The organism is Alkalicoccus saliphilus, from assembly GCF_003044065.1.
GTDB lineage: Bacteria > Bacillota > Bacilli > Bacillales > Salisediminibacteriaceae > Alkalicoccus > Alkalicoccus saliphilus.
The window spans coordinates 1-22,033 of sequence record NZ_PZJJ01000004.1; the positions used below are offsets into that span (position 1 = coordinate 1).

22 protein-coding genes are annotated in these 22,033 nt (G+C 46.2%); 14 read left to right on the forward strand and 8 right to left on the reverse strand.

Annotated elements, in window-relative coordinates:
* Positions 1 to 186: 186 nt before the first annotated feature.
* Positions 187 to 1,545: a sodium-dependent transporter gene (locus C6Y45_RS03660; RefSeq protein ID WP_107583678.1), complete on the reverse strand. Its 1,359-nt coding sequence runs from the start codon at positions 1,543 to 1,545 to the stop codon at positions 187 to 189.
* 206 nt (positions 1,546 to 1,751) lie between these two features.
* Between C6Y45_RS03660 and C6Y45_RS03665 the strand changes: the two genes are divergently transcribed.
* Positions 1,752 to 3,461 carry a PucR family transcriptional regulator gene (locus C6Y45_RS03665; RefSeq protein ID WP_107583679.1) on the forward strand — a complete coding sequence of 570 codons (1,710 nt, stop codon included), beginning with the start codon at positions 1,752 to 1,754 and terminating at the stop codon, positions 3,459 to 3,461.
* 280 nt (positions 3,462 to 3,741) lie between these two features.
* Here the strand turns inward: C6Y45_RS03665 and C6Y45_RS03670 are convergent, their stop codons facing one another.
* From C6Y45_RS03670 to C6Y45_RS03680, 3 genes are all read right to left on the reverse strand, one after another.
* A complete protein-coding gene (locus C6Y45_RS03670) occupies positions 3,742 to 3,993 on the reverse strand; it encodes an OsmC family protein (RefSeq protein ID WP_107583680.1) in 252 nt (83 codons plus the stop codon).
* A 24-nt stretch (positions 3,994 to 4,017) separates the two neighbouring features.
* Positions 4,018 to 4,212, reverse strand: a complete 195-nt coding sequence (locus C6Y45_RS03675) for a hypothetical protein (protein ID WP_107583681.1) — start codon at positions 4,210 to 4,212, stop codon at positions 4,018 to 4,020.
* Between the two features lie 375 nt (positions 4,213 to 4,587).
* Entirely contained in the window at positions 4,588 to 5,391 is an 804-nt protein-coding gene (locus C6Y45_RS03680; RefSeq protein ID WP_107583682.1) for an alpha/beta fold hydrolase, read from the reverse strand.
* A gap of 482 nt (positions 5,392 to 5,873) precedes the next feature.
* Between C6Y45_RS03680 and C6Y45_RS03685 the strand changes: the two genes are divergently transcribed.
* Genes C6Y45_RS03685 through C6Y45_RS03700 form a run of 4 tightly spaced genes read left to right on the forward strand, consistent with a single transcriptional unit; the run spans position 5,874 to position 10,874 of the window.
* Positions 5,874 to 7,082, forward strand: coding sequence for a M24 family metallopeptidase (locus C6Y45_RS03685; protein WP_107583683.1), 1,209 nt, complete (start codon positions 5,874 to 5,876; stop codon positions 7,080 to 7,082).
* A gap of 24 nt (positions 7,083 to 7,106) precedes the next feature.
* Positions 7,107 to 8,306 carry a cystathionine gamma-synthase family protein gene (locus C6Y45_RS03690; RefSeq protein WP_107583684.1) on the forward strand — a complete coding sequence of 400 codons (1,200 nt, stop codon included), beginning with the start codon at positions 7,107 to 7,109 and terminating at the stop codon, positions 8,304 to 8,306.
* Between the two features lie 42 nt (positions 8,307 to 8,348).
* On the forward strand, positions 8,349 to 9,401 hold the full coding sequence (locus C6Y45_RS03695; RefSeq protein ID WP_107583685.1) for a homoserine dehydrogenase: 1,053 nt from the start codon (positions 8,349 to 8,351) through the stop codon (positions 9,399 to 9,401).
* A 21-nt stretch (positions 9,402 to 9,422) separates the two neighbouring features.
* Positions 9,423 to 10,874: an aldehyde dehydrogenase family protein gene (locus C6Y45_RS03700; protein WP_107583686.1), complete on the forward strand. Its 1,452-nt coding sequence runs from the start codon at positions 9,423 to 9,425 to the stop codon at positions 10,872 to 10,874.
* Between the two features lie 138 nt (positions 10,875 to 11,012).
* Here C6Y45_RS03700 and C6Y45_RS03705 read toward each other — a convergent pair whose 3' ends face one another.
* Positions 11,013 to 11,933, reverse strand: coding sequence for an EamA family transporter (locus C6Y45_RS03705; protein WP_107583687.1), 921 nt, complete (start codon positions 11,931 to 11,933; stop codon positions 11,013 to 11,015).
* Positions 11,934 to 12,243: 310 nt separating this feature from the next.
* Here C6Y45_RS03705 and C6Y45_RS03710 point away from each other — a divergent pair, with 310 nt between their 5' ends.
* The 4 genes from C6Y45_RS03710 (at position 12,244) to C6Y45_RS03725 (ending at position 14,697) form a co-directional block, all read left to right on the forward strand.
* A complete protein-coding gene (locus C6Y45_RS03710; RefSeq protein WP_107583688.1) occupies positions 12,244 to 13,353 on the forward strand; it encodes a hypothetical protein in 1,110 nt (369 codons plus the stop codon).
* Positions 13,354 to 13,653: 300 nt separating this feature from the next.
* Positions 13,654 to 13,815 carry a hypothetical protein gene (locus C6Y45_RS17335; RefSeq protein ID WP_160058119.1) on the forward strand — a complete coding sequence of 54 codons (162 nt, stop codon included), beginning with the start codon at positions 13,654 to 13,656 and terminating at the stop codon, positions 13,813 to 13,815.
* A gap of 39 nt (positions 13,816 to 13,854) precedes the next feature.
* Positions 13,855 to 14,091 carry a PQQ-dependent sugar dehydrogenase gene (locus C6Y45_RS03715; RefSeq protein ID WP_107583689.1) on the forward strand — a complete coding sequence of 79 codons (237 nt, stop codon included), beginning with the start codon at positions 13,855 to 13,857 and terminating at the stop codon, positions 14,089 to 14,091.
* A 93-nt stretch (positions 14,092 to 14,184) separates the two neighbouring features.
* Positions 14,185 to 14,697 carry a MogA/MoaB family molybdenum cofactor biosynthesis protein gene (locus C6Y45_RS03725; protein ID WP_107583690.1) on the forward strand — a complete coding sequence of 171 codons (513 nt, stop codon included), beginning with the start codon at positions 14,185 to 14,187 and terminating at the stop codon, positions 14,695 to 14,697.
* Positions 14,698 to 14,802: 105 nt separating this feature from the next.
* Here the strand turns inward: C6Y45_RS03725 and C6Y45_RS03730 are convergent, their stop codons facing one another.
* Positions 14,803 to 15,594 (reverse strand): HAD family hydrolase, encoded by a 792-nt coding sequence (locus tag C6Y45_RS03730; RefSeq protein WP_107583691.1) that lies wholly within the window; start codon positions 15,592 to 15,594, stop codon positions 14,803 to 14,805.
* 265 nt (positions 15,595 to 15,859) lie between these two features.
* On the opposite strand from C6Y45_RS03730, the gene C6Y45_RS03735 reads away from it, so the two are divergent.
* The gene (locus C6Y45_RS03735; RefSeq protein ID WP_174703867.1) at positions 15,860 to 17,497 is read left to right on the forward strand and encodes an O-acetylhomoserine aminocarboxypropyltransferase/cysteine synthase family protein; all 1,638 of its coding nucleotides are present in this window, start codon (positions 15,860 to 15,862) and stop codon (positions 17,495 to 17,497) included.
* A 108-nt stretch (positions 17,498 to 17,605) separates the two neighbouring features.
* On the opposite strand, the gene C6Y45_RS03740 is transcribed toward C6Y45_RS03735, so the two are convergent.
* Positions 17,606 to 18,382, reverse strand: coding sequence for a hypothetical protein (locus C6Y45_RS03740; protein ID WP_107583693.1), 777 nt, complete (start codon positions 18,380 to 18,382; stop codon positions 17,606 to 17,608).
* 173 nt (positions 18,383 to 18,555) lie between these two features.
* On the opposite strand from C6Y45_RS03740, the gene C6Y45_RS18055 reads away from it, so the two are divergent.
* The 4 genes from C6Y45_RS18055 (at position 18,556) to ytkD (ending at position 20,272) form a co-directional block, all read left to right on the forward strand.
* Entirely contained in the window at positions 18,556 to 18,765 is a 210-nt protein-coding gene (locus tag C6Y45_RS18055) for an ArsB/NhaD family transporter (RefSeq protein ID WP_281260579.1), read from the forward strand.
* A 16-nt stretch (positions 18,766 to 18,781) separates the two neighbouring features.
* Entirely contained in the window at positions 18,782 to 18,994 is a 213-nt protein-coding gene (locus C6Y45_RS18060; RefSeq protein ID WP_281260580.1) for an ArsB/NhaD family transporter, read from the forward strand.
* Between the two features lie 116 nt (positions 18,995 to 19,110).
* Complete coding sequence (mobA, locus tag C6Y45_RS03750) at positions 19,111 to 19,731, forward strand: molybdenum cofactor guanylyltransferase (protein WP_107583694.1); 621 nt, start codon at positions 19,111 to 19,113, stop codon at positions 19,729 to 19,731.
* A gap of 25 nt (positions 19,732 to 19,756) precedes the next feature.
* On the forward strand, positions 19,757 to 20,272 hold the full coding sequence (gene ytkD / locus C6Y45_RS03755) for an RNA deprotection pyrophosphohydrolase (protein ID WP_107583695.1): 516 nt from the start codon (positions 19,757 to 19,759) through the stop codon (positions 20,270 to 20,272).
* A 64-nt stretch (positions 20,273 to 20,336) separates the two neighbouring features.
* Here the strand turns inward: ytkD and pckA are convergent, their stop codons facing one another.
* Positions 20,337 to 21,917: a phosphoenolpyruvate carboxykinase (ATP) gene (gene pckA / locus C6Y45_RS03760; protein WP_107583696.1), complete on the reverse strand. Its 1,581-nt coding sequence runs from the start codon at positions 21,915 to 21,917 to the stop codon at positions 20,337 to 20,339.
* Positions 21,918 to 22,033: the final 116 nt, after the last annotated feature.

A 22,033-nucleotide genomic window follows, 5' to 3' on the forward strand; every position in this document is an offset into this window, starting at 1 on the left:
TTCTCTGTGAATGTTTTTTTCGTCATGATCTTCTCCCCGATCTTTACTCATTATCTATTTCTCATTATACAAAAAAGTACCCTATAGGTAGACTTTTTAATGTGTCTACTCTATAGGGTACACTTTAATAAGGTCCGGCAGGCTTTTTGGTTTGGTTTTCTGTTTTTAAAAATCGTTTTTCTTCCCTTAAAAAGTAAATAGTCCGACAGAATAAAGGAATACGAGCAGGATGGCGAGCGGCGCAAAAATCCGCAGCAGCCAGATCCAGATAGTTCCTATAGCGGATTGTCCAAAGTTGGAGGCCTCCAGCACTTCCGACTTGTTCCATCCCCAGCCGACAAACAAAGCGATAATCATACCACCGACAGGAAGGAAAATGTAGGAAGCAAGGAAATCCATGGAATCAAAAATATCTCTTCCGCCAATCAGAGAAACACCGGACCAGGTTCCGAGTCCAAGAGAGGACGGAATACCGAGAAGGAAGATAATCGATCCGATAAAAATGGCTGTTTTCTTCCGTGTCCAGCCGAGCCTTCTCATGAAGTAGGCGACCGCAACTTCAAGAAGGGAAACCCCGGATGAAACAGCTGCTGCTGAAAGCAGGAAGAAAAAGATAAGTCCGTAAATCAGACCAAGGGACATACTTCCAAAAATATCAGGAAGTGTAATGAATACAAGTCCCGGACCGGAGTCAGGCGCAATGCTGAACGTAAATACGGCCGGGAAAATCATCAAACCGGCTACGATAGCAAACATCGAATCCATGGTAGCAACTCCGACGGCAGCTCCCGGAAGCTTTTCTTTCTTCGAGAGGTAGCTGCCGTACGTAATCAGTGCCCCCATTCCGAGGCTGAGAGAGAAGAAAGCCTGACTCAATGCTGCAAAATAAACAGAAGGATCTGTCAAAGCGCTCCAGTCAGGAGAAAACAGGAAAGTCAGTGCTTCCTGAGCTCCTTCAAGCGTCATGCTGTATCCGGCAAGGATAATGACAAGGACTGCAAGAAGCGGCATGAGAATTTTGTTAGATTTCTCAATCCCTTTTTTAACTCCCGCATAAACAATCCCCACCGTAATCGTCATGAAAAGAAGCTGCCAGAATATCGGGAACAGAGGACTCGTATGGAAATTAACAAAGAAATCTGCTGATGCTTCTGCTCCTTCGACAGGTGGTCCTCCACCTATGTACTGCAGGAAGTAATAAATAGACCAGCCTCCGATAACACCGTAGAAAGAAAGAATAATAAAAGCAGATGCAACGCCGAGTATTCCTGCAAGCACCCACGGTTTTCCCGGAGCCAGTTTTTGAAAAGAGCCGACAACGTCAAGCTGGGCCCGGCGTCCTATCGTAAATTCAGCCATAATGATGGGAATCCCGATGGCAACAATAAAGAGAAGATAAATAAATATAAAAGCAGCGCCCCCGCTTTCACCTGCTACATACGAAAAGCGCCAAATATTACCGAGACCAACAGCGGATCCGAGCGCCGCCAGCATAAAACCGAGACGCGACCCCCACTGTTCTCTCGGCTGATGTTCCAACCCCATGGGTAATGACCTCCTTTAAAACGTTGAAGTAAAAAATTGTGAGAATATTACTATAACATATTATATACTGAAAGAAAGTTAAAAAAAGAAAAAAATATGCAGGATTATTCTCCCAGATAATCCCGCCGAATCAGTGTATTTGCCATTTTTCCACAGTGCATGAGAAAATAGATTTAACATTCAGATAGAAAACGGTGGTGAAAAGGATGGGGGTTTCCGCGTCACGGCTTTTAAATACACCTGTATTCGCTACTGCACAGGTGCTTACAGGGGAAAAAGTACTTGAAGAGACAGAAATAAAATGGGCGTCGATCATCGAAATGCCGGTGGAAAACTTTCGAAGAGAACAGGAATTTGTTCTTACGACGGGAATCGGCTGTGAAGGGGGTCCGGAGCTGATGGAACAGTTCGTCCAGGACGTTATGGATTCAGGTGCTTCGATACTCGCCATTGCCACAGGAAGGCATATTTTTGACGTTCCGGACCGGATCATAGCCCTGGCTGAAAAACATAATTTTATTCTTGTTGAAATCCCCTGGGCTGTCAGAGCAGGAGACATACTTTCGACCGTGTTCATCGAAATTAACCGTGGAAATGATCAGGAAAAACAGTCGATAGAAGAAATTAGGCAGGATTTCATTAACCGTGTACTTCAGGAGGGGGATATTCAGGAAATCACGGAAATTTTGTATCGTCACACCGGTTTTCCGTCGATGGTGACCGAGTACGACGGCAGCATGCGTGCTTTTTATAAAGTGGACAGTGCGATAGTAAGAGCAGTTGAGGAAGGAAATATGAAAAGGCCAAAAGACTACGAAATTAATCACTATCTCGGTTTGGAAGGCCGGGAACACCGGCTGCATCCACATATTTATGTATATGATATTGAAGGGGAGCGCTGGTGCCGAACCCTTATTAATACGAATCATCGAAAACAGGGATTTTTCTGGTTTCACCCTGCGAAAAGCAGTACTATCAACAGTTTTGTTATGAACGTGGTCGAGCATGCAGTGACAGCGTGTGCCCTTTATTTTGTAAAAGAAAATGCAATAGAAATGACAGAAATCCGGCTGAAGGATAATTTTATTCTCCAGCTTGCCAAAGAATCAAACGGAGAGGACCAGCTTCTTCGGTCCAAAGGAGAGCTGCTCGGCTATGATCTTTCTCTCCCATATTTATGTGTTGTCGGCAAAATTCATTCGAGAAAAAAAGAGCGGCTGTTCCCTGATCTGGAAGAGGACAATCCTCCTACTTCTTCCCTGCAGAATATCAACTACTATATCCAGAAGGAAATCAATAATGCTGCGCGTTTTCTCAGCCGTAAAACGATGACGACATTTGATGAGAACGAAGTAATTATTTACCTGGAAACAGATCCTGCAAGGTATACGGAAACAGCAGGCCAGTTTTTAGACTCTGTAAACCGGAGATTAAATGACTTGCTGACGGAAGTGGGAATTTCCTGGGGTATTGCTTTGAAAAGAGAAGAAGCGTCCGGGTTTCATGCAAGCTACAGGGAAGCGAAATCAGCGCTTGATATCGGGATAAGTCAGGATGGTACAGGAAGCAGAACTTTCTACAAAGATACGCGGATCAACCGCCTGCTTCTCGCGGTTGCGGAGATCGACCATATAGGAAAAATAGTGGAAGAGACGGTAGGGCCTCTCGCAGATTATGACCGGAAACGGAACACCGATCTGATTGAAACGTTTATTACGTATAATAAATACAACGGCAACGTCAGTCAAACGGCAAGAGCGCTGCATCTCCACCGTCAGTCCCTGCTGTACAGGCTGCGTAACATTGAGGCACTGACGAACCTTTCACTTATTCAGTCTGATGATGTATTTCTGCTGGAGCTTACGATACGTCTTTGGAAAATGAAAAAACTGGAAAATAGTTATAAGGATGCTTAAAAGTATCCGCACAGCAGTCATCTGTCTCTTTTCTCAGCAGCCGGGAAGTTGTGTATAGACGAATTCATTGTTATTTCTGGATCCACGGTTTAAAACCGGGATCTGCCATAAAGAAAGATGGTGACATTCAGAAAAGAGAGCTGCTCAACAAGGTGATAGCACGGATCACAAAAATGAAGCCCTGTCCGGCATATTCCGCTCAGACAGGGCTTTGCGTATTCGGTCAGACTGCTTCAGAAATGTTTCTGAGTCAGCTTTTTTTACGTCGAAACGAAGCCTGTTATTCTTTATATTCTTCAATCGTCCAGTCGTGGATCAGTTCAACGCATCCTTTCAGCGTCTGTGCGACCGGACATTTCTTTTCGAAAACAGGCAGTACACGTTCTGCCTGTGTTTTTTTCCCTTCAGGAACCTGAATATGGTAATGACAATGGATTTTAGTAATTTTCATTATGCCGTCCGGGGCTTCGATCGTTCCCTGGACCTCCGTTCTTAATTTATCCGGGTAAGGCGGAATCTGACGCGCATCCAGCGCGCCTGCTAAGGTGCCGGTAAGTCAGCCGCCAGCTGCGGCAACAATATGATCAAGTGTAGAGGGGTATTCAGTTTCCGGTTCGATTCCGTAAAACTCTTTTACCCCTCCGTGCACTCCAAAATTGAATGGTTCGGAAAATCCTTCAATACGTGCTTTACGATGGGGAGGTTTCTGTTGTTCAATACTGATATTTGTCAGTGCAATCGGTTTACCCATAAAACAGTCTCCTCTCGATAGAATTAAAGAGCTTTTCCCTTCATTTCAAAGTAGCAAACAATGCTCCTTCCCTGGGGCGGCCTTGAAAATAAAAAGTGAACGGCTGCTTTCGTTTCCATGGAGAGGCTCGGCCCTGCTCGATCTGTAGTCCCTCCATGTCCACTACAGCTTACGGTAAAAAAGACAGCGCATACACAAGCTTCGTGTCTCATGTTTGGAATAGGAAGTTACTATGATGTAAAAAGACATTTTCATTCATCAAGGTGCAGCGATTCTACAGGGGGTGTCTCTGTTAAAGCATTCCGTGTGTTTTTGAAAGCCGCCTGCGGCAGTCCATTGTCCGAAGATCAAAACACAGCTTTCACCAATTACAAATCAGCGTAACCGCTTCAGCATTTCTTTGTTTAATTTTTCTGCTTCTTCGTAGTGGAGGCCGTGTCCGCTTTCTTCAAAAGGGATAATCTCAGCATTAGGGATACGTTTTTCGAGATCTTCCGCAAATTCAAATCCACAGATTGCATCGTGCTTTCCATGAAATATTGTAACTGGAACATGAATATGGCCGACTTCATCGCGGAGATCTTCATCACGAAGAGCTTCTGCGGACGAAATCGTCGCCTGTTTGGAAGCCTGCATACTGAGTTCGAGCAGTTCAGCACGGACGTCACCAGGGACATCCTGATAGTAAAAATTCTTCCCGAAATTTTCGAGGGCAGATCTGCGGTCATCTTCCAGTGCTTCCATCAGATCCGTTACTTCTTCTTTATCCATACCAAGTTCGTATCCCTGCCGTTTCGTGAAGCTTGGTGCGGCCGGTCCGAGAAGAAAAAGCTGTTTTAAATCTTTGTCCGCAAATTTAACGGCAAACCGTAAGGCTACAGGTCCACCCATTGAAAAGCCGGCAATTGTATAGTTTGACAGCTCAAGTTCCTTTATGACCTGCTGAATATCTGAAGCAAAAATATTGTACGAATAGTTTTCCTCAGGTTTATCCGACTGGCCATATCCACGAAGATCAATGCCGATATAGCGGCAGCCGTTTTCGATAATTGCTTGTTTCTGACGATGAAACATCCGGTTGTTAAGCGGCCACCCGTGAAGAAAAATAACCGGCTGACCCTCTCCTTCATCTTCTACGAAAATCTTCGTATCCGGCGCAGTTTCAATATGATGTGACATCGAACATCTCCTCTCAGAGTAAGTGTTAGGAGTAATGTTTCCGTATTTACGGGCAGTTAAACATGAAGTGGATGCGGTAGAGAAGAGCTTTAGGTACCGGACTTAATAACAACATGGATTTCAACAGATTTTTAAATACAGGCTATTTTTAAAATACAAAATGAACGTCCGCTTTCGTTTCTATGGAGAAGCTTTCCGAGCGGTCCTTACTTAATCTATATTATTTTCAAGGCAGTTTAAATATAAAACAGCCGGTGAAGAAATCTCACTAAAAGCTGTAACAGCTTTTACCTTCTGGACTCTGACGCTTCGTTTTTCCCGGAGCAGCAGGGGTTTATACGTGAATAAGACAATCGTTCAATGTGTATAAAACAGTCCGGTAAACTATCATACAGATTGTACATCATAACTTTTCATGTAAACGGTTATGATAAATAGTAAGAACAATGAAAACATTCTGATAGCGGAAGAGGGTGATAGCGATGCTGCCTTTTGATATTCAGGAATATCAGGAGCGTCTGCAGAAAACAAAGGACCGGATGCAGCGGCGGGGAATTGAAGTTCTTCTCGTGACGGATCCGGCCAATATGAACTATCTTACCGGATATGACGCCTGGTCCTTTTACGTCCATCAAATGGTTGTGGTCATTATTGATGAACCGCAGCCGCTCTGGATCGGACGCTACCTGGATGCGAGTGGAGCACGCTTAAAAACGTGGATTTATGACGATAACGTCATCCCCTATCCGGATTATTACGTACACTCGGACAAATATCATCCGATGACTTTCGCCGGCGAAATCCTTACTCAGATCGGCCAGGGAAACCGCCGCATCGGTGTGGAAATGGACAACTATTATTTTTCTGCCAAGGCGTATATGAAGCTGCAGCAGGCACTCCCTAATGCAAGATTCACCGACGGCGATCTTTTAGTGAATTACGTCCGCATCGTTAAATCAGATCAGGAAATTGAATATATGAAACGTGCCGCGAAGATTGGGGACAAAGCAATGCACCACGGGGTGGAAAATGTCCGGATCGGCAACCGTGAATGTGACGCGGCAGCACACATTTATTATCACATGATCAGCGGTACAGAAGATTACGGAGGAGATTACTCTTCCATCGTTCCTCTACTGCCTTCGGGTAAAAATACTGGCTGTCCTCATTTAACGTGGTCGGACAGGTACTTTGAAGACGGAGATTCAACGATTATCGAAATGGCAGGCTGCTACGAACGGTATCATGTACCGCTCGCGAGAACTGTCACTATCGGTACACCGGATGAGCGGCTGCATCAGCTGACTCCAATTGTGCAGGAAGGTATTGCTGCTGTACTCGATGCAGCGAAACCTGGAGCCACATGCGGGGATATGGAAAGTGCCTGGAGAGAAACTATCAGTGCGTATGGAATTGAAAAAGAAGCCAGACTTGGGTACTCTGTCGGTCTCGGCTACCCGCCGGACTGGGGCGAGCATACAGCCAGTATTCGTAAAGACGACAACACCGTGCTGGAAAAGAATATGACATTCCATTTGATCCCGGCACTCTGGTTTGACCAGTACGGGATAGAAATTAGTGAAACGCTTCGAATTACCGAAACGGGATGTAAAACGTTTTCCAAGTATCCACGGGAACTGATCGTGCAGCATCCGTTTCTGCTTAATCAGCACGGAGGAGAAATATCCTGAAACTATTAACTGGGAGGTTATCTTATGAAAAAAGTAAGCATGGGAACAAAAGCAATCTGGGCAGGAGAAAGTGATTATCTCGCGTTCGGAGCAACACAGGTACCGGTCGTACACAGTGTTTCTTTCGGATATGATGATATGGACGAGTGGTATGAAGTAGCGATTGGAAATAAGGAAGGACACATTTACGGGCGGAACACGAATCCGACTTCTCAGGCATTCGAAGATAAAGTGAAAATTCTGGAAGGGGCGGAGCATGCCACAAGTTTTTCCACAGGGATGGCTGCCATCAGCAATACGTTGAGCACGTATCTTTTCCCGGGAGACCGTATCGTTTCCATTAAGGATACGTACGGGGGAACAAACAAAATCTTCACGGAATTTCTTCCGAAAATGAATATCGATGTGTGCCTCTGTGATACGGGAGACCACGAAGCGATCGAAGCAGAAGTAGCGAAAGGCTGTAAAATTCTTTACCTGGAAACACCGACAAACCCGACAGTGAAAATCACTGACATTGCCCGTATGGCTAAAGCCGGCAAAGAAGCGGGAGCGATTGTTATTGTCGATAATACTTTTGCAACGCCGATTAACCAGAACCCATTGGAACTCGGAGCGGATCTTGTTCTGCACAGTGCAACAAAATTCCTCGGCGGTCACGCGGATGCTTTAGGCGGAGTGCTTGTAGGACCGAAGGAACTCGTCGAGCCGGTGTATCACTACCGGGAAATCAACGGTGCCACCATCGATCCGATGGCCGCGTATCTCCTGCTCCGCGGTATGAAAACATTGAAGCTCCGCATTAAGCAGCAGAACGAAAATGCGATGAAAATTGCAGAGTATCTTAAGACCGTGGACTGGGTGGATGATGTTTTCTATCCGGGACTGGAAGAGCACCAGCATCATGATATTGCTAAAGAACAGATGAAAGGGTTCGGAGGCATGCTCAGCTTTTCTGTTAAAGGAGGCGTTGATACGGTCCGGCATCTTCTTCCGAAACTTCAGTTTGCCAATCGGGCAGCCAACCTCGGCTCTGTCGAGACAATCGTCGGCCCGTCCCGTACAACAAGCCATGTAGAATGTACACCGGAAGAAAGAAAAGCGATGGGTATTCCGGAAGGGCTTATCCGTTACTCTGCCGGTATTGAGGATATCGAGGACCTTATCGGGGATCTGGAACAGGCATTCCAGTCGCTCCCGAAAGAGCTTTATACGAGCGTATAGACGGGTAAAGTAAAGGTAAACAGAGCTTAGGAGGTCTATACTATGGCAGTTAAAATCGCATTTATCGGATTCGGAGGAGTGGGACAGGCCCTCCTCCAGATCCTCCTTGATAAGGAGAAGGAACTGAGACAGGAAGAAGGGCTGGAAACGAGCATTGTCGCTGTAGCGGATGTCATGAAAGGTTCGGTCTATAATCCGGGAGGTCTTGACGGTAATCAGCTGTTGAAGCTGGCATCGGAAAAGCGGTCGATGGAGGAGTACGACGGAGGACCAGGTACAGTAACAGGTCTTGACAGTCTGGCAGCAATTAAAGAAACGAATGCCGACGTAATTGTTGAAGTAACCTATACGGACGTCAAAACCGGTCAGCCGGCTGTCGATCACTGCCGTGCAGCTTTCCAGGCAGGAAAAAGCGTAATTACAACAAATAAAGGCCCGGTTGCTGTTGCCTACGACGAGCTTTCCACACTCGCAGAGGAAAAAGGTGTTTTCTGGGGCTTTGAAGGAACGGTAATGAGCGGTACACCTGCCCTCAGGCTGCCGCAGGAAACACTCCGTGGTAATACCATTGAGCAGATCACCGGTATTCTCAACGGAACGACGAATTATATGCTGACTGAAATGGAAAAGGGTCTTACGTACGAGCAGGCGCTGGAGCAGGCGCAGAATAACGGTTATGCGGAAGCAGATCCGACAAGCGACGTGGAAGGCTATGATGCAAGATATAAAGCGGTTATCTTATCCAGTGTTATTATGAAAACGCCTTTAAAAGCAGACGATGTTAAATGCACAGGTATTACCGGGGTGACGAGGGATATGCTGACAGATGCCATTGAAAGAGGAAAGCGTATCCGTCTTGTAGCAAAAATTAAACGAACTTCTGAAGGCGTCGAAGCGGAAGTGAAACCGAAGGAGCTTGATGTTTCGGATCAGCTTGCCGGAGTGCCCGGGGCTACAAATGCGATTTTATATGAATGCGATCTGGCAGGCCCGATCTTCCTCACAGGAGCCGGTGCCGGCCTTAAAGAAACCGGCTTTTCACTGCTGATTGACCTCATTCATTTCGAACGCCGGCGGTCGATGGTAAAACAGTAAAATAAGAAGGAAGGTGTGAGCATGCAGACGAAGGTGCTGTCAGCTAAGATGTATGTACTCGGAGAATGGATCGGCCAGGAGGAAACTTTTGATGTGTTCGATCCACAGAATAACGAAATCATCGCACGGGTGCCTAAAGCTTCGAAAGAATATGTGACGCACGTGATTGACCAGGCAGCGGAAGCCTTCTATTCCATTTCCTCCTGGCCGACTCACGAAAGAATTCAAGTTTTGAAAAAAGCAGCGGACTATATCGAAGAATATCATGAGCGCTACGCTTATACGATAGCACGGGAAGGATCCAAAACGATTACGGAAGCAAGGGGAGAAGTGAGCCGGACGATACAGACGATCCGTATAAGTGCGGAGGAAGCACGGAGGCTGAAAGGAGAAACAATCAACTTCGATCAGATGGAAGGAAGTGAAAATCGAACCGGCTATTATTTCCGTTTTCCTATCGGAGTGATTGCAGCGATTACACCATTCAATGACCCCCTCAATCTTGTTGCCCATAAGGTAGGACCGGCACTTGCTGCCGGGAATCCAGTCGTCGTAAAACCTGCTACAGTGACGCCGCTCAGTGCGCTCCTGCTTGCGGAAGCCTTTGATCAGGCCGGTGTTCCGAGAGGATTTCTTTCTGTTGTAACCGGCTCCGGCAGGGAAATTGGAGACGCTCTCGTATCCCATCCGGAAATCAAAATGATTTCATTCACCGGCGGAGTAGGAGCAGGCGATAAAATTGCTGAGAAAGCAGGGAGAAAAAAACTCGGTATGGAACTTGGCTCCAATTCCCCGGTTATTGTACTTCAGGACGCGGATCTTCACGAAGCGGTAAAGGCCAGCGTCTCCGGGGCGTTTTCAGCTGCCGGACAGAACTGTCTTGGTGTCCAGCGTATTTTTGTCGAGAAGAACGTGTACGACGAATTTACGAATATGTTTGCAGAACGCACGAGAGAGCTTCAGGTCGGTGATAAACAGTCGGAATGGACCGATGTCGGACCACTGATTGAAGAAAAAGAAGCTCTCCGGATGGAAGAATGGGTCGAAGAAGCTGTATCAATGGGTGCCAAAGTAGTTCAGGGTGGAAAGAGAAATGGAGCTTTCTACGATCCTACGGTCCTGATCGATGTGCCGCACGAAGCCAAAGTGTATTACGAAGAAATTTTCGGCCCGATTGTCTTAATAGAGCCGGTGGAAGATGTTCAGGAAGCTGTGATTCGTTCCAATGAGGTGGATTATGGTCTTCAGGCAGGTATTTTCACAGCGAATATCGACCACGCTTTTTACGCTGTACATCACCTGCATGTCGGCGGAGTGATGGTGAACGACAGCAGTGACTACCGCATCGATGAAATGCCGTTCGGCGGAGTGAAACAGTCGGGCCTCGGACGTGAAGGTGTTGCGAGTTCTATTCACGATATGACGGAGACAAGAGTCGTCGCTTTTAAACTGACTCAGCCGTGGTCTATTTAAGATAAGTGAAATTGAATAAGAGAACCGTAAAAGAACCAGTTTCCGTTATCGAGTATAATGACGGGAACTGGTTCTTTTTAGTAAGCTTCCCGGCTCCAGAGTGCCTCCGTGTCTACCTGATGCTTCCGGTAAAAAGAATTAACCTGTCCTGGAATCCTCCCACTTTTGAGCCATCGGGTGGGCGCGTTTCTGACGCTGAACGGTCAGCAGCACAGAAACTATTACAAGAGCCATTCCGACCCCCTGCCAGAGCGTAACAATTTCACTGTAAACGAGAACACCGATTAAAATTGCCACGACAGGTTCTACAGTGGAGAGTATTGCTGCTTTTCCTGATTCGATCCAGCGCAGGCCGGCTGTATAAAAAATATAGGCGAACACAGTAGCTACTGCAGCGAGACCGAACCCGTACATCAGAACACCCGGGGTAAAAAGAAGCGCAGATTTTTCCCACAGTCTGCTCGTTGGAAGAAGAAACAGACTTCCAAATATCATCGAATATGTAGTAATAGTTAGCGCGTGATAGCGTCCGCTTACATATTTTCCGAAAATGCTGTAAAGAGCGTAAAAGAAACCTGAAAGTACGCCAAATAAAATAGTGGTTCCGGAGACGGTTAAGGCTCCTGCTGGAAAAAGCCCAACTGTAAGGGCACAGCCTGCAAGCATCAGAATCAGAGCCCCACCTTTACGGGCCGTAAAAGGCTCTTTGAAAGTGAAGCGTGAAATCAGCGCAACGAATACGGGACCCGTATACAGCAGCACAACGGCCAGTGAGATGGATGCTGTTTCAATTACGGTAAAAAAGAAGTAGTTAAAAAAGGCGATGCTTATAATACCTGTTCCTATAAAGAAAGGAATATCACGCAGCTTCACGTACAGAAGACCGCGTTGAAATATAAGAAGAAACAGAAGCAGGAGGAGAGCCGAAAATGACAGCCTGATGCCGACTACTTCCCAGGCAGTAAAGCCGGACTCATTCAGCTGGTTTACAAAAAGACCGGTCGTCCCCCAGAGAGCAGCTCCGGCCATAACAATAAGATAAGCAGCACGTGTAGACATTTGATCTTTGCCTCCTTAGTCACTTCTATCATTTTAATATGGATAGTTACAGAATTAAAGCAATGATTCTCCGTAATTTACCAAAGGAAAGATTTTTCTGGAAATTATCCGCGGGGATTCCAGAGAGGGGGTACAGGAGATTTTTTGAAAATAAAACGATGTGGTAAAATAAATACAGTCAGCAGTCTTTTTTAGTTCCCAGGATGTTCATGTTACTATCGGGAATTTTACTCCAGACCTTTTTATTGGCACAAAACGGAATCTTTCTTTCAAAAAATACGGACGCAGTAATATATTAAAGGAGCCTATAATGATTACGACTATTACATTTTTTGCTGTTGCCCTGACAGCATGGATTTTACCAGTCACCTTTAAAATTAAGAGAATTATATACAGGAGAGCGGAGGTGGACAGCCGCGCCGGTGCAAAAACTTTTTCTCCGGTAGAAATATTATATGTTCTGCCTGTAATGGCAGTATTGTTATCCAATGAGCCGGCGGTCATGTTTGGAACGGCAGCAGCCGTTTTTCTTACTGTGTTCGGTGTGCTGTTTATTTCACGGCCGAAAGCATCCGAAAAGCTGATTTATACGCCGGAAATCCAGCGTCTTCTCGGTATAACCTATGCTGCCTACTGGCTGGTGGCGATTCTTGGTGTTTATATTGGAGGCACGTATTCTACAGGAGCAGCGGTGATATGGCTGACAGCTTTTGCCGTGCTTCCACCGGCTCTTGTGAAAACAGCCGGATGGATTAACGAACCGATAGAAAGGAAGGTTCAGCAGCGGGCTGTGGAAGATGCAGAGCGGCTTCTGGGTACTATGCCGGAATTAACAGTTGTTACAGTATCCGGTTCCGGAAGTGCAGAAATGCTCGGGAATGTTTCTGAAGTACTTGCCGAAAGATTTCAGCTTCTTACTTCCTTCTCTTCTAACGGAACAAATCTGGAAACAGCGCGAATAATAAATAAGGAGTTAAAATCCTATCACGACTTGTTTCTTACGGAAATCAAAACTGGGGAAGAAAAAGCAGTTCAGGAAATATTTCGAACGGCTGGGAGACGGATTATTATCTATTCCGGAGAGAAACTGCCGGAGAATGTGTACGAATCCATTCCGGAAAAAGCTGTTTTAATTGCAGACCGTAACGCGATGCAGGTTTACCCCGAAAAAGTACAGGAGAAGGACAGACTGGTAACGTTCGCACTGGACAGGCAGGATGCTGATATATATGCAGAGGGTGTGGAAGAGGAAACCCAAGGTATCCATTTTGCAGTAAAGCAAAAAGGACATCATAAGTCATTCCCGGTCTATTCAGACAGCCGGGAAACTGCCAGGCTGATTCTGGCAGCCGCCGCCGCAGCGCTGGAAACCGGTATGACGTCTGAAGAAATTGAAAAAGCCATAAAAAAGAGATCTTAAAAGCAGGCTCGTTAAAGCTCCATGTTGTTAATAGGTTTTGTGAAATAAAGAACAGTGTTCATGAAAAGCAGAACTTTCATTTTTCTCTAGGCACCAACAGCAAACACAGCTTAAAAGTAAGGAACATAAAACTTCCGTAGGACGCGGTGCGAAGCCTGTCAGAAAAAGCTGCCAGGCTTTTTTCGTTTACCGTTTCCGGCCGTACCTGTGCTCACTGAATCAGTGAAGGGGAGTTAGGAGATGGAAGAAACCGGGTATACATCTGGCAGGAAGTATTGTTTATAAAAAGGAGGTATTACAATGAAAGCTGCAGGAATTGCGGCAGCAGCGGTGTTACTTGCCGGGTGCCAGAATGCCAATGAAAATATCGGAAATGAACCGGACAAAAATACAGGAAATGTAGTAAATGAAGAAGAAGCAGAAGTGGATACGGAAGACGACGAAGAAAATGAGGGCGGATAGGAGGGGCAGCAGGAAGGGAACGATAGTGAAAGTTTATCCATGACGGAGGCGGGAACCGACGACTGGAATGTGGAAGTTATTCTCGATAACCTGGAATCTCCCTGGTCGGTAACTTTTGGTGAGAATACAACTTACATCACAAGCCGGGAAGGGTACATGAGAGGCGGAAAATGGAGAACAGAACAGGTGGATGTGGAAACGTCCGACCCGGTACTTCAGACGGGGGAAGGCGGGCTCCGGGACGTCAAGATGCATGAGGATGCCTCTATGTACTGACAAATAACACAGGCGGCCGCGGGACTCCCCGGGAAGGGGATGATAAGCTTCTTCGGCTGACGCTTGATTAATAACCGGTTAGGAGTGTAGCAGGTGAGTGTAGAAGAACATAAAAAAGCAGCACCGGAAAAAATTCGGTGCAGCGTTATTACTGTAAGTGATACAAGAAATAAAGAGACAGATAAAAGCGGAAAGCTGATTGTTCACTATTTGGAAGAGGCTGGACATACAGCTGTTTCCCGCACGGTCGTCCGCGATGAGAAAGAAGAAATTTTAGGTGCAGTAAAAGACGGAATATCATCCGTTGAAACAGATGCCGTTATCTTAAATGGCGGAACAGGGATTGCCCGTCGTGATATTACGATTGAAACGGTACAGCCGTTGTTTGATAAGGAGATTACCGGCTTTGGAGAAATATTCCGTATGCTCAGTTACACAGACGATATAGGATCGGCTGCCATTATGAGCCGGGCAGCTGCAGGAGTAAGCGGCAGTACGGCGCTTATCTGTCTTCCGGGATCGAGTGGCGCAGTCAAACTTGCAATGACAAAGCTTTTACAGCCGGAGCTCGCGCATATCGTAAGGGAAATAAAAAAAGATATGTAATACAGCCTGGCCCCCGGAAACAAAATAGTTTCCGGGGGGCTTTTCTGGTGAAGCGGAAACATTTAAAAGGTGCGGTAATTGTTACTCGGAAGGCTGGTGCTCACTTTATCCATTTTCAGAAGAAAGGAGTGGCAGAAGTTCGTGCAGGTCCTGAATAGTATAATCTGCTGTAATCTCATTCATTGGTTCTTTTTTAAACCGGTTCAGCCATACAGAGGTGATTCCGGTCCGTGAGGCTCCCAGTATATCAGTTTTCAGATTGTCTCCCACCATCCAGGTCTTCTCTCTGTCGGCGCCGCTTGCTTCCAGAGCATACTCAAAGATCGAAGTGTCCGGCTTGCCCCGTCCGAAAGCTCCGGAAATAATAACATGATCGAAGTAGGGGGCAATTTCAGGGGTGATAGTAAGTTTCGTCTGCTGAAGCTGGGGGGAGCCGTTTGTCAGCAGTACAAGTGTAAACCGTCCCTGTAGTTTCTCCAGAACTTCGAGAGAGTCATCAAATAAAACCGGAGACCGTTTTCGTTCTTCGATGAACCGGGAAGCAAGATCTTCCGCAGCTTTCAGATCTGCAGTGTCACATTCTTTTAATCCATCGTACCAGGCATAAAGCTGATATTCTTTAATAATGGCAGCCAGTTTATCAAAACCTTCCTCTTCATCCTCGAAGGATCCCCAGAGTCCTTCAAATGGATTTATCCCAATCATCTGCGTAAATTCATATGTATCGTAGGAGGCGTACCTTTTACGCGCAGCGCGCCGCACAGCCTCTTCAAGGGCAGAAGCATCTACTGCGTATGTTTCTTCAGCGTAGCTGCACGTACGATCGAAAGCGAGCTGAATACTTTTTTCATCCCAGAGTATTGTGTCGTCCAAATCGAAAAAAACAGCAGGTTTCATATTTTAGTATCTCCCTTCAAAGATCGATAAGTTCTTTAACAGTGTAAAGTATCCAAAATCTTCTGTAAACCGTCCGGAGAGGGTTCAATTATCAGCTTCGTCGAAAAAGAAGTCACGACGCGAGGTGTTGATTCCGGTGCTGCGACCGCCGCAGCCTGTATCCAGCGAGACTTAGCTTATGGTACTTATAAAAAAGGAAGAAGGAATTTAAAATCAAATCTAGAAATTAGAATATATACTTTATTTTAGCGGAGGGATAACAAGGATGAAAAAAAGAATCGATGAACAAGGTCTCTTAACCCAGCTTCTGCACGCAGGACAAGTACCTGATCCAACGACAGGGGCTCGGGCAGTACCAATTTACCAGACTACCTCCTACGTGTTTGAAGATGCTGATCATGCAGAACGATTGTTTTCACTCGCAGAACCAGGCAACATTTACAGTCGTATCATGAACCCGACCGTTGACGCTTTTGAAAAAAGGATGGCTATTTTGGAAGACGGGGTAGGGGCACTCGGAACTTCCTCCGGTATGGCTGCAATTACCATGTCTATTATGAACGTCGCTCAAAGCGGGGATCACATCGTTGCGGCCTCCCACCTTTACGGCGGTACTTATAATCTTTTTGCCATCACTCTTCCCAAATACGGGATCGATGTGTCGTTTGTAGATATATCGGATATTAATGCTGTTAAACAGGCAATTAAAGAAAATACAAAAGCTGTTTTCGCTGAGACGATCGGCAACCCGGGTCTTCAGGTACTCGACTTCCATGCAGTTTCTGACGCAGCCCACGACGCCGGAATTCCATTGATCGTTGACAATACGTTTGGTACTCCTGCTGTGTGCCGACCGCTTCAGCACGGGGCAGATATTGTTATTCATTCCGCCACGAAATGGATCGGGGGGCACGGAACGACGATAGGCGGTGTAGTCGTTGATGGCGGTCGATTTACGTGGGGTAAAGAAAAATTCCCACAGTATCATGAGCCGGATCCTAGTTATAACGGGCTTGTATATAATGACCTCGGAGATATGGCTTTTATTCTGAAAATGCGTGTGCAGTTACTGCGGGATATTGGAGCTGCTCTTAGTCCCCAGAACGCCTTTTATTTAATGCAGGGGCTGGAGACATTGTCACTCCGAATGGACCGGCATCAGAAGAATGCTCTCGCACTGGCAAGGCGTCTCCAGGAACATCCGGCAGTTAACTGGGTCAAGTACCCTGGACTGGAAGCTCACCCGGCACATGAACTCGCGGTGAAATATCTTGATGGAGGATTCGGCGGTGTAGTCAACTTCGGTATTGACGGAGGTATGGAAGCAGGGCGTGAGCTCATTAAGCACGTATCACTCTGGTCTCACGTCGCTAACGTCGGGGATGCGAAAAGCCTGATTATTCATCCGGCTTCCACGACACACCTCCAGCTCAGCGAAGAAGACCGGGAAAGCTCCGGTACGACATCAGATCTTGTACGTCTCTCTGTTGGACTCGAAGACATAGAAGATCTGTACGAAGATTTAAATGAAGCGCTCGGGATGGCTACGGGTCACTTCGGATTGAAGCCGGACAAGGACAGCTATGCCGAAGCTTTAAAATCAGCTGTATGTCACACGGAGGAGGGACCGCGCCGGAAAACGATGGTCGTTCTTTCCGAAACTGCTCAATACGCAAAGAAGTGGGAGCGGCTCGGTTACCGTACTATCCGGACAACTTCATCCGAAGAGCTGGATAAATGGAAAGGAGAAACGGTGGATTACGTCCTGGCTCCGGAGCATTCCGAAGACCTTTTAAAGGAGGCAGTGGAGAAACTCCGCCCGTTCGGGGTTATCCATCAAGGTCAGGCATCCATTTTATCAGTTGTACCGGAAGGAGTAGCTTCTATAGCGGATAAACCTTAAAAGTTTCTGTCTAATTGTCCGCTGGTTAACTTGATTAACAAGCTGAACCCCCTGTCAGTCGTTAACTGACAGGGGGTTCTTTATGAACAAATTGGGGGAGTAACTTATTCAGCTGTTGGAATTCCCTTCGAAAAATTCGGGGTGGTCTTCAGCGATGTACTCGAATACGCGCTGCTCTATTTCAAAATACAGCTGGTTCCATTCGGATGTATTTTCTGGATCAACGTCATACTCTGAAGCAGCCTCTTCCTGAATCTCATGCCAGATGTAAGGGAGCGCAAATTGAAATTCCAGCTGGCGCCTGCCAAGCTCTTCATCTGCTTCCTCCAGTTCGTCTATGAATAAACGGACTTCGGCATCTTCTTCGAGCGTCAGGGCCTGTTCTTCACTGACAAATTCATTGAAACTGCTGGAATCGTAGTTGAAGTCGTAGTTTTCCTCCGCAAATTCCTTCCATCCTGTGAGCTCAAGAGAAATCCATTCTGCAGCTTCCTCGGGGGACGTATCTTCACTGCTGCTGTCTTCCCTGATCTGCTGGTAAATCGTAAATAAGAGGGCATGATCTTCAAAAGCCTCCGGAGAAAACGGGCTGCTGTCTTCCGGTGTGTGTTCCTCCAATGCTTCCTGCGCAGCGGAGCGGTATGAATCTTCCTGTTCAGATGGGACGTCAGAAGTATTTCCTTCTGACGTTTCTACGTTCACTGGTTCCTGGGTCGGTGTAGTTTCTTCTGGTTCCATGTCAGGAGCGGATTCCTCTGTATTCGCTGTATTTACTTCCTCGGTCTGGATAACCTGCTGATCGCTGTCGACAATAAAAAGAATAATTGATAAGACAGCTAAAACCAGGGCCCCAATCCCAAGAATAATTAATTTTTGCCTCGGCATTTTGTCACCTCATATTCAGGGATGATTGTTCAACGTATTATAGCATGTAATAAGAGACAGCGGGAATTGAAAATCTCAAGAACGAACGGTCTCTCCTATAAGTATTTGATTGTATGATCGTTCTGTATTTTATACATATGTAAAGAACACACAGTCATGACTGCCATCATTACATGTCATTTCATTTTTCTGGCCGATCTGCCGTTATTGATGCTGTTCTGGCCCGTGCACCAGGTGTGATAAGCTTTCAGGATGTCGGAGAAGTAACTTGTATCGTCTGGAATGTGACAGTGACCTTCGCAGTAATCATTATTATTTCACTAATCTTAGATGGAATTGAATTTTTTGAGCGGGTGGCCCTGCACATGACCCCGGCTGGCTGAAGGGAACGGGATAAAAATGTTTGTCTGCGTTGTTCCATTGTGGCCGCTTTTTTCGCGAATGGCAGCGCCGCTACTTATTTTAACACCAATTGTATTCGCTATGGTCAGTGCCCTGCATTTTAAGGAAACAATGATTCTGCCTTTTATTTTCAGCAGGCAATACAATAAAAGATTTTTTAAAGCATCCGAATGCAGGAGAGATGCTTCAGGGAGAAAGGCATACGGTTAGTATTAGTAATACAAAAATAGTATTATGGATACGGGTTAATAGAAAATAAAAATCTGCCATCGTTAAGACAGCTGATAATTTAAGGGTAGTTTTATGCGAATAAAAGGAGGAGAACTATGCTGCATGTAACTGGGGTGATACTTGCGGGAGGACAATCCAGCAGAATGGGTGAAAACAAAGCGCTGCTTTCAATTAGGAATAAAACAGTGGTGGAATGTATTGCACAAGCTCTCTCCGAATGGACGGACAGTCAGATAATCTCAGCAGCTGAAGAAGAAACATACTTATTTACAGGGCTGCCGGTCGCGGTGGATCTTCATCCCGGGGAAGGTCCGCTTGCCGGACTGGAGGCAGGAATGGAAAAAAAGCAGGGAGACTGGTACCTCGCGGCAGCCTGTGATATGCCGCTTATCAGGTCCGAAGTGATCGAATACTTAGTCGGAAAAATAAAAACGACAAAATACCAGGCTGTCCTGCCGGTTATTCATGGGAGAAGGCAGCCACTTCTCGCTGCTTATCGTGCTGACTGTCTGCCGGTATTGAAGAAATGTCTTTCCGATGGCGAACGGTCTCTGAAAGCACTCTTTGATAAGATTGACTTTGACATCATCACTGAGAGCGATATGATAGAGGCAGGAATAAAAAAGGAAACGGTTGAAGCCTCCTTTTTTAATATGAACCATCCGGAGGAATACGAAAAGCTTCTTTCCTGGGTCGACCGGCAGGAAGAGAGCTGAAGGTCACAGTGCGGAGGGAAATACGATGAAGGAAGAAACGTTTCAGGATTATTATTACAATCAGGTCTGCTTTTCCACCAGGGACCATCCTTATTCAAAAGATCCAAAGCATGTGTGGGTCATCAGCCGGTATAAAGACAGCTGGCTTTTAACTAAACATCCGTCCCGGGGAGTCGAATTTCCAGGGGGAAAAGTAGAAAATGGGGAACATCCGGATGAGGCGGCCGTACGGGAAGTTTATGAAGAAACCGGCGGAGTAGTTGAACATCTTTATTATATCGGACAGTATAAAGTGGCCGGAAAAGCAGAAACAGTCGTAAAGAATGTTTATTATGCGGAAGTCGCCACGCTCGAAAAGAAATCTTCCTATCATGAAACAGAAGGGCCGAAGCTTCTTACTGAACTTCCATCTTCTATCCGGAAAAATAAGAAATACAGTTTCATAATGAAAGATAATGTGCTTCCTTTGAGCATGAAGGAAATTTATATCCGCTTCTTTGCCGGTTCGGAAAGTGAAATCGAAAAAGAACAGGAATTATAAAAACAGTCCTCAGGCAGTGTAAAAAAGAGGTTCCGCTCTTCTGCGGAACCTCTTTTTAATACGTCTATAAAACCGGTCCTCCACGCAGGATATCCTCAGTTACATTATTGAAGCGCGTAAAGTTGGAATGGAATTTGGCTGCAAGGACTTTTGCAGCGGCTTCATAGTCTTCGACCCGGTCCCACATGAGGCGGGGCTGGAGAACTTCCGGCGGCACGTCCGGGCAGCTTGCCGGGATTTTCAGGCCGAATGCTTCATCAGTAATGGTGGAAGTATGGGCGAGATCTCCATTTAAAGCTGCCTTAACCATAGCCCGTGTAAAACGCAGGTCCATGCGTTTTCCTACTCCATAGGCTCCCCCGGTCCAGCCGGTATTCACGAGATAAACATCCGTATCGTGCTCTTCCATTTTTTCGCCGAGCATCTCAGCGTAAACAGCAGCATCCCGCGGGAGAAAAGGAGCGCCGAAGCAGGGAGAAAATACTGGAGTAGGTTCTGTAATGCCGCGTTCTGTTCCGGCAAGCTTGCTCGTGTAGCCTGAAAGGAAATGATACATAGCCTGAGAACGGTTCAGCCGGCTGATCGGAGGAAGTACACCGGTAGCATCAGCCGTCAGAAATAGAATTACCTGTGGATGACCTGCAGTGCTTGGGGTGGCCGCTGAAGGAATATACGTTAACGGATAGGCAGCACGGGTGTTTTCAGTGAAGAAATCGCTCTCATAATCCGGTGAACGATCTTCATATAAAGCAACGTTTTCCAGTACCGTACCGAATTTAATAGCCTGAAAAATTTCCGGTTCTTTTTCCTGTGTCAGACCGATACCTTTTGCGTAGCATCCGCCTTCAAAATTAAAAATACCGTCTCTGGACCATCCGTGTTCATCATCACCTATCAGCTGCCTGTCATCTGAAGCGGAAAGCGTCGTTTTACCCGTCCCTGAAAGGCCGAAAAACAAAGCAGAATCACCGTCGTCACTTACATTGGCAGAGCAGTGCATAGGCAGGACCTGCTGTTCGGGAAGAAGGTAGTTCATAATAGAAAAAATTGATTTTTTCATTTCTCCGGCGTAGGCTGTACCACCTATCAGTACCGTTCTTTTTTCAAAAGAAACGATGACAAAAGCCTCGGACCGGGTTCCGTCCTCTTCAGGTACTGCTTTGAAACCTGGAGCGGATATAATAGTAAACGGTTTCATTTCTGCTTCTCCTTCTATTTCTTCCGGACGGAGAAACAGCTGATGAGCAAAAAGCTGATGCCAGGCATACTCGTTAATTATATCGACAGGGAGGCGCCATCGGCTGTCGGCACCTGCATAGGCACGGCGGGAAAAAATCTGGTTTCGTCCGGATAAATACTGAAGCACTTTTTGTTCGAGACTTTCAAAAATTTCAGTTGTGATCGGCTGATTGACAGCCCCCCATTCGACGTTTTCTTTAACTGAGGGTTCCTCTACGATAAAGCGGTCTTTGGGGGAGCGTCCTGTGTATGCACCGGTAGTCGCCCGGAAAGCTCCATCTGAAGTCAGGACACCTTCTTCCCTGCGCACTGCGGTTTCCACCAGTTCAGGCACTGTCAGCTGCCGTCTGACAGTGGACTGTTTTAATAGTTGGTCAATTTGTAGGTGATCATGTATCATGCTCATCACGCTTCCCGCCTTTCGGTATATAGTATGTCATATATAACATTTATAACATACTATAAGGGGAAATCAAGAACTCCTGCAAATTCTTTTGCATTTTCGAACGGGATAGTTGACAC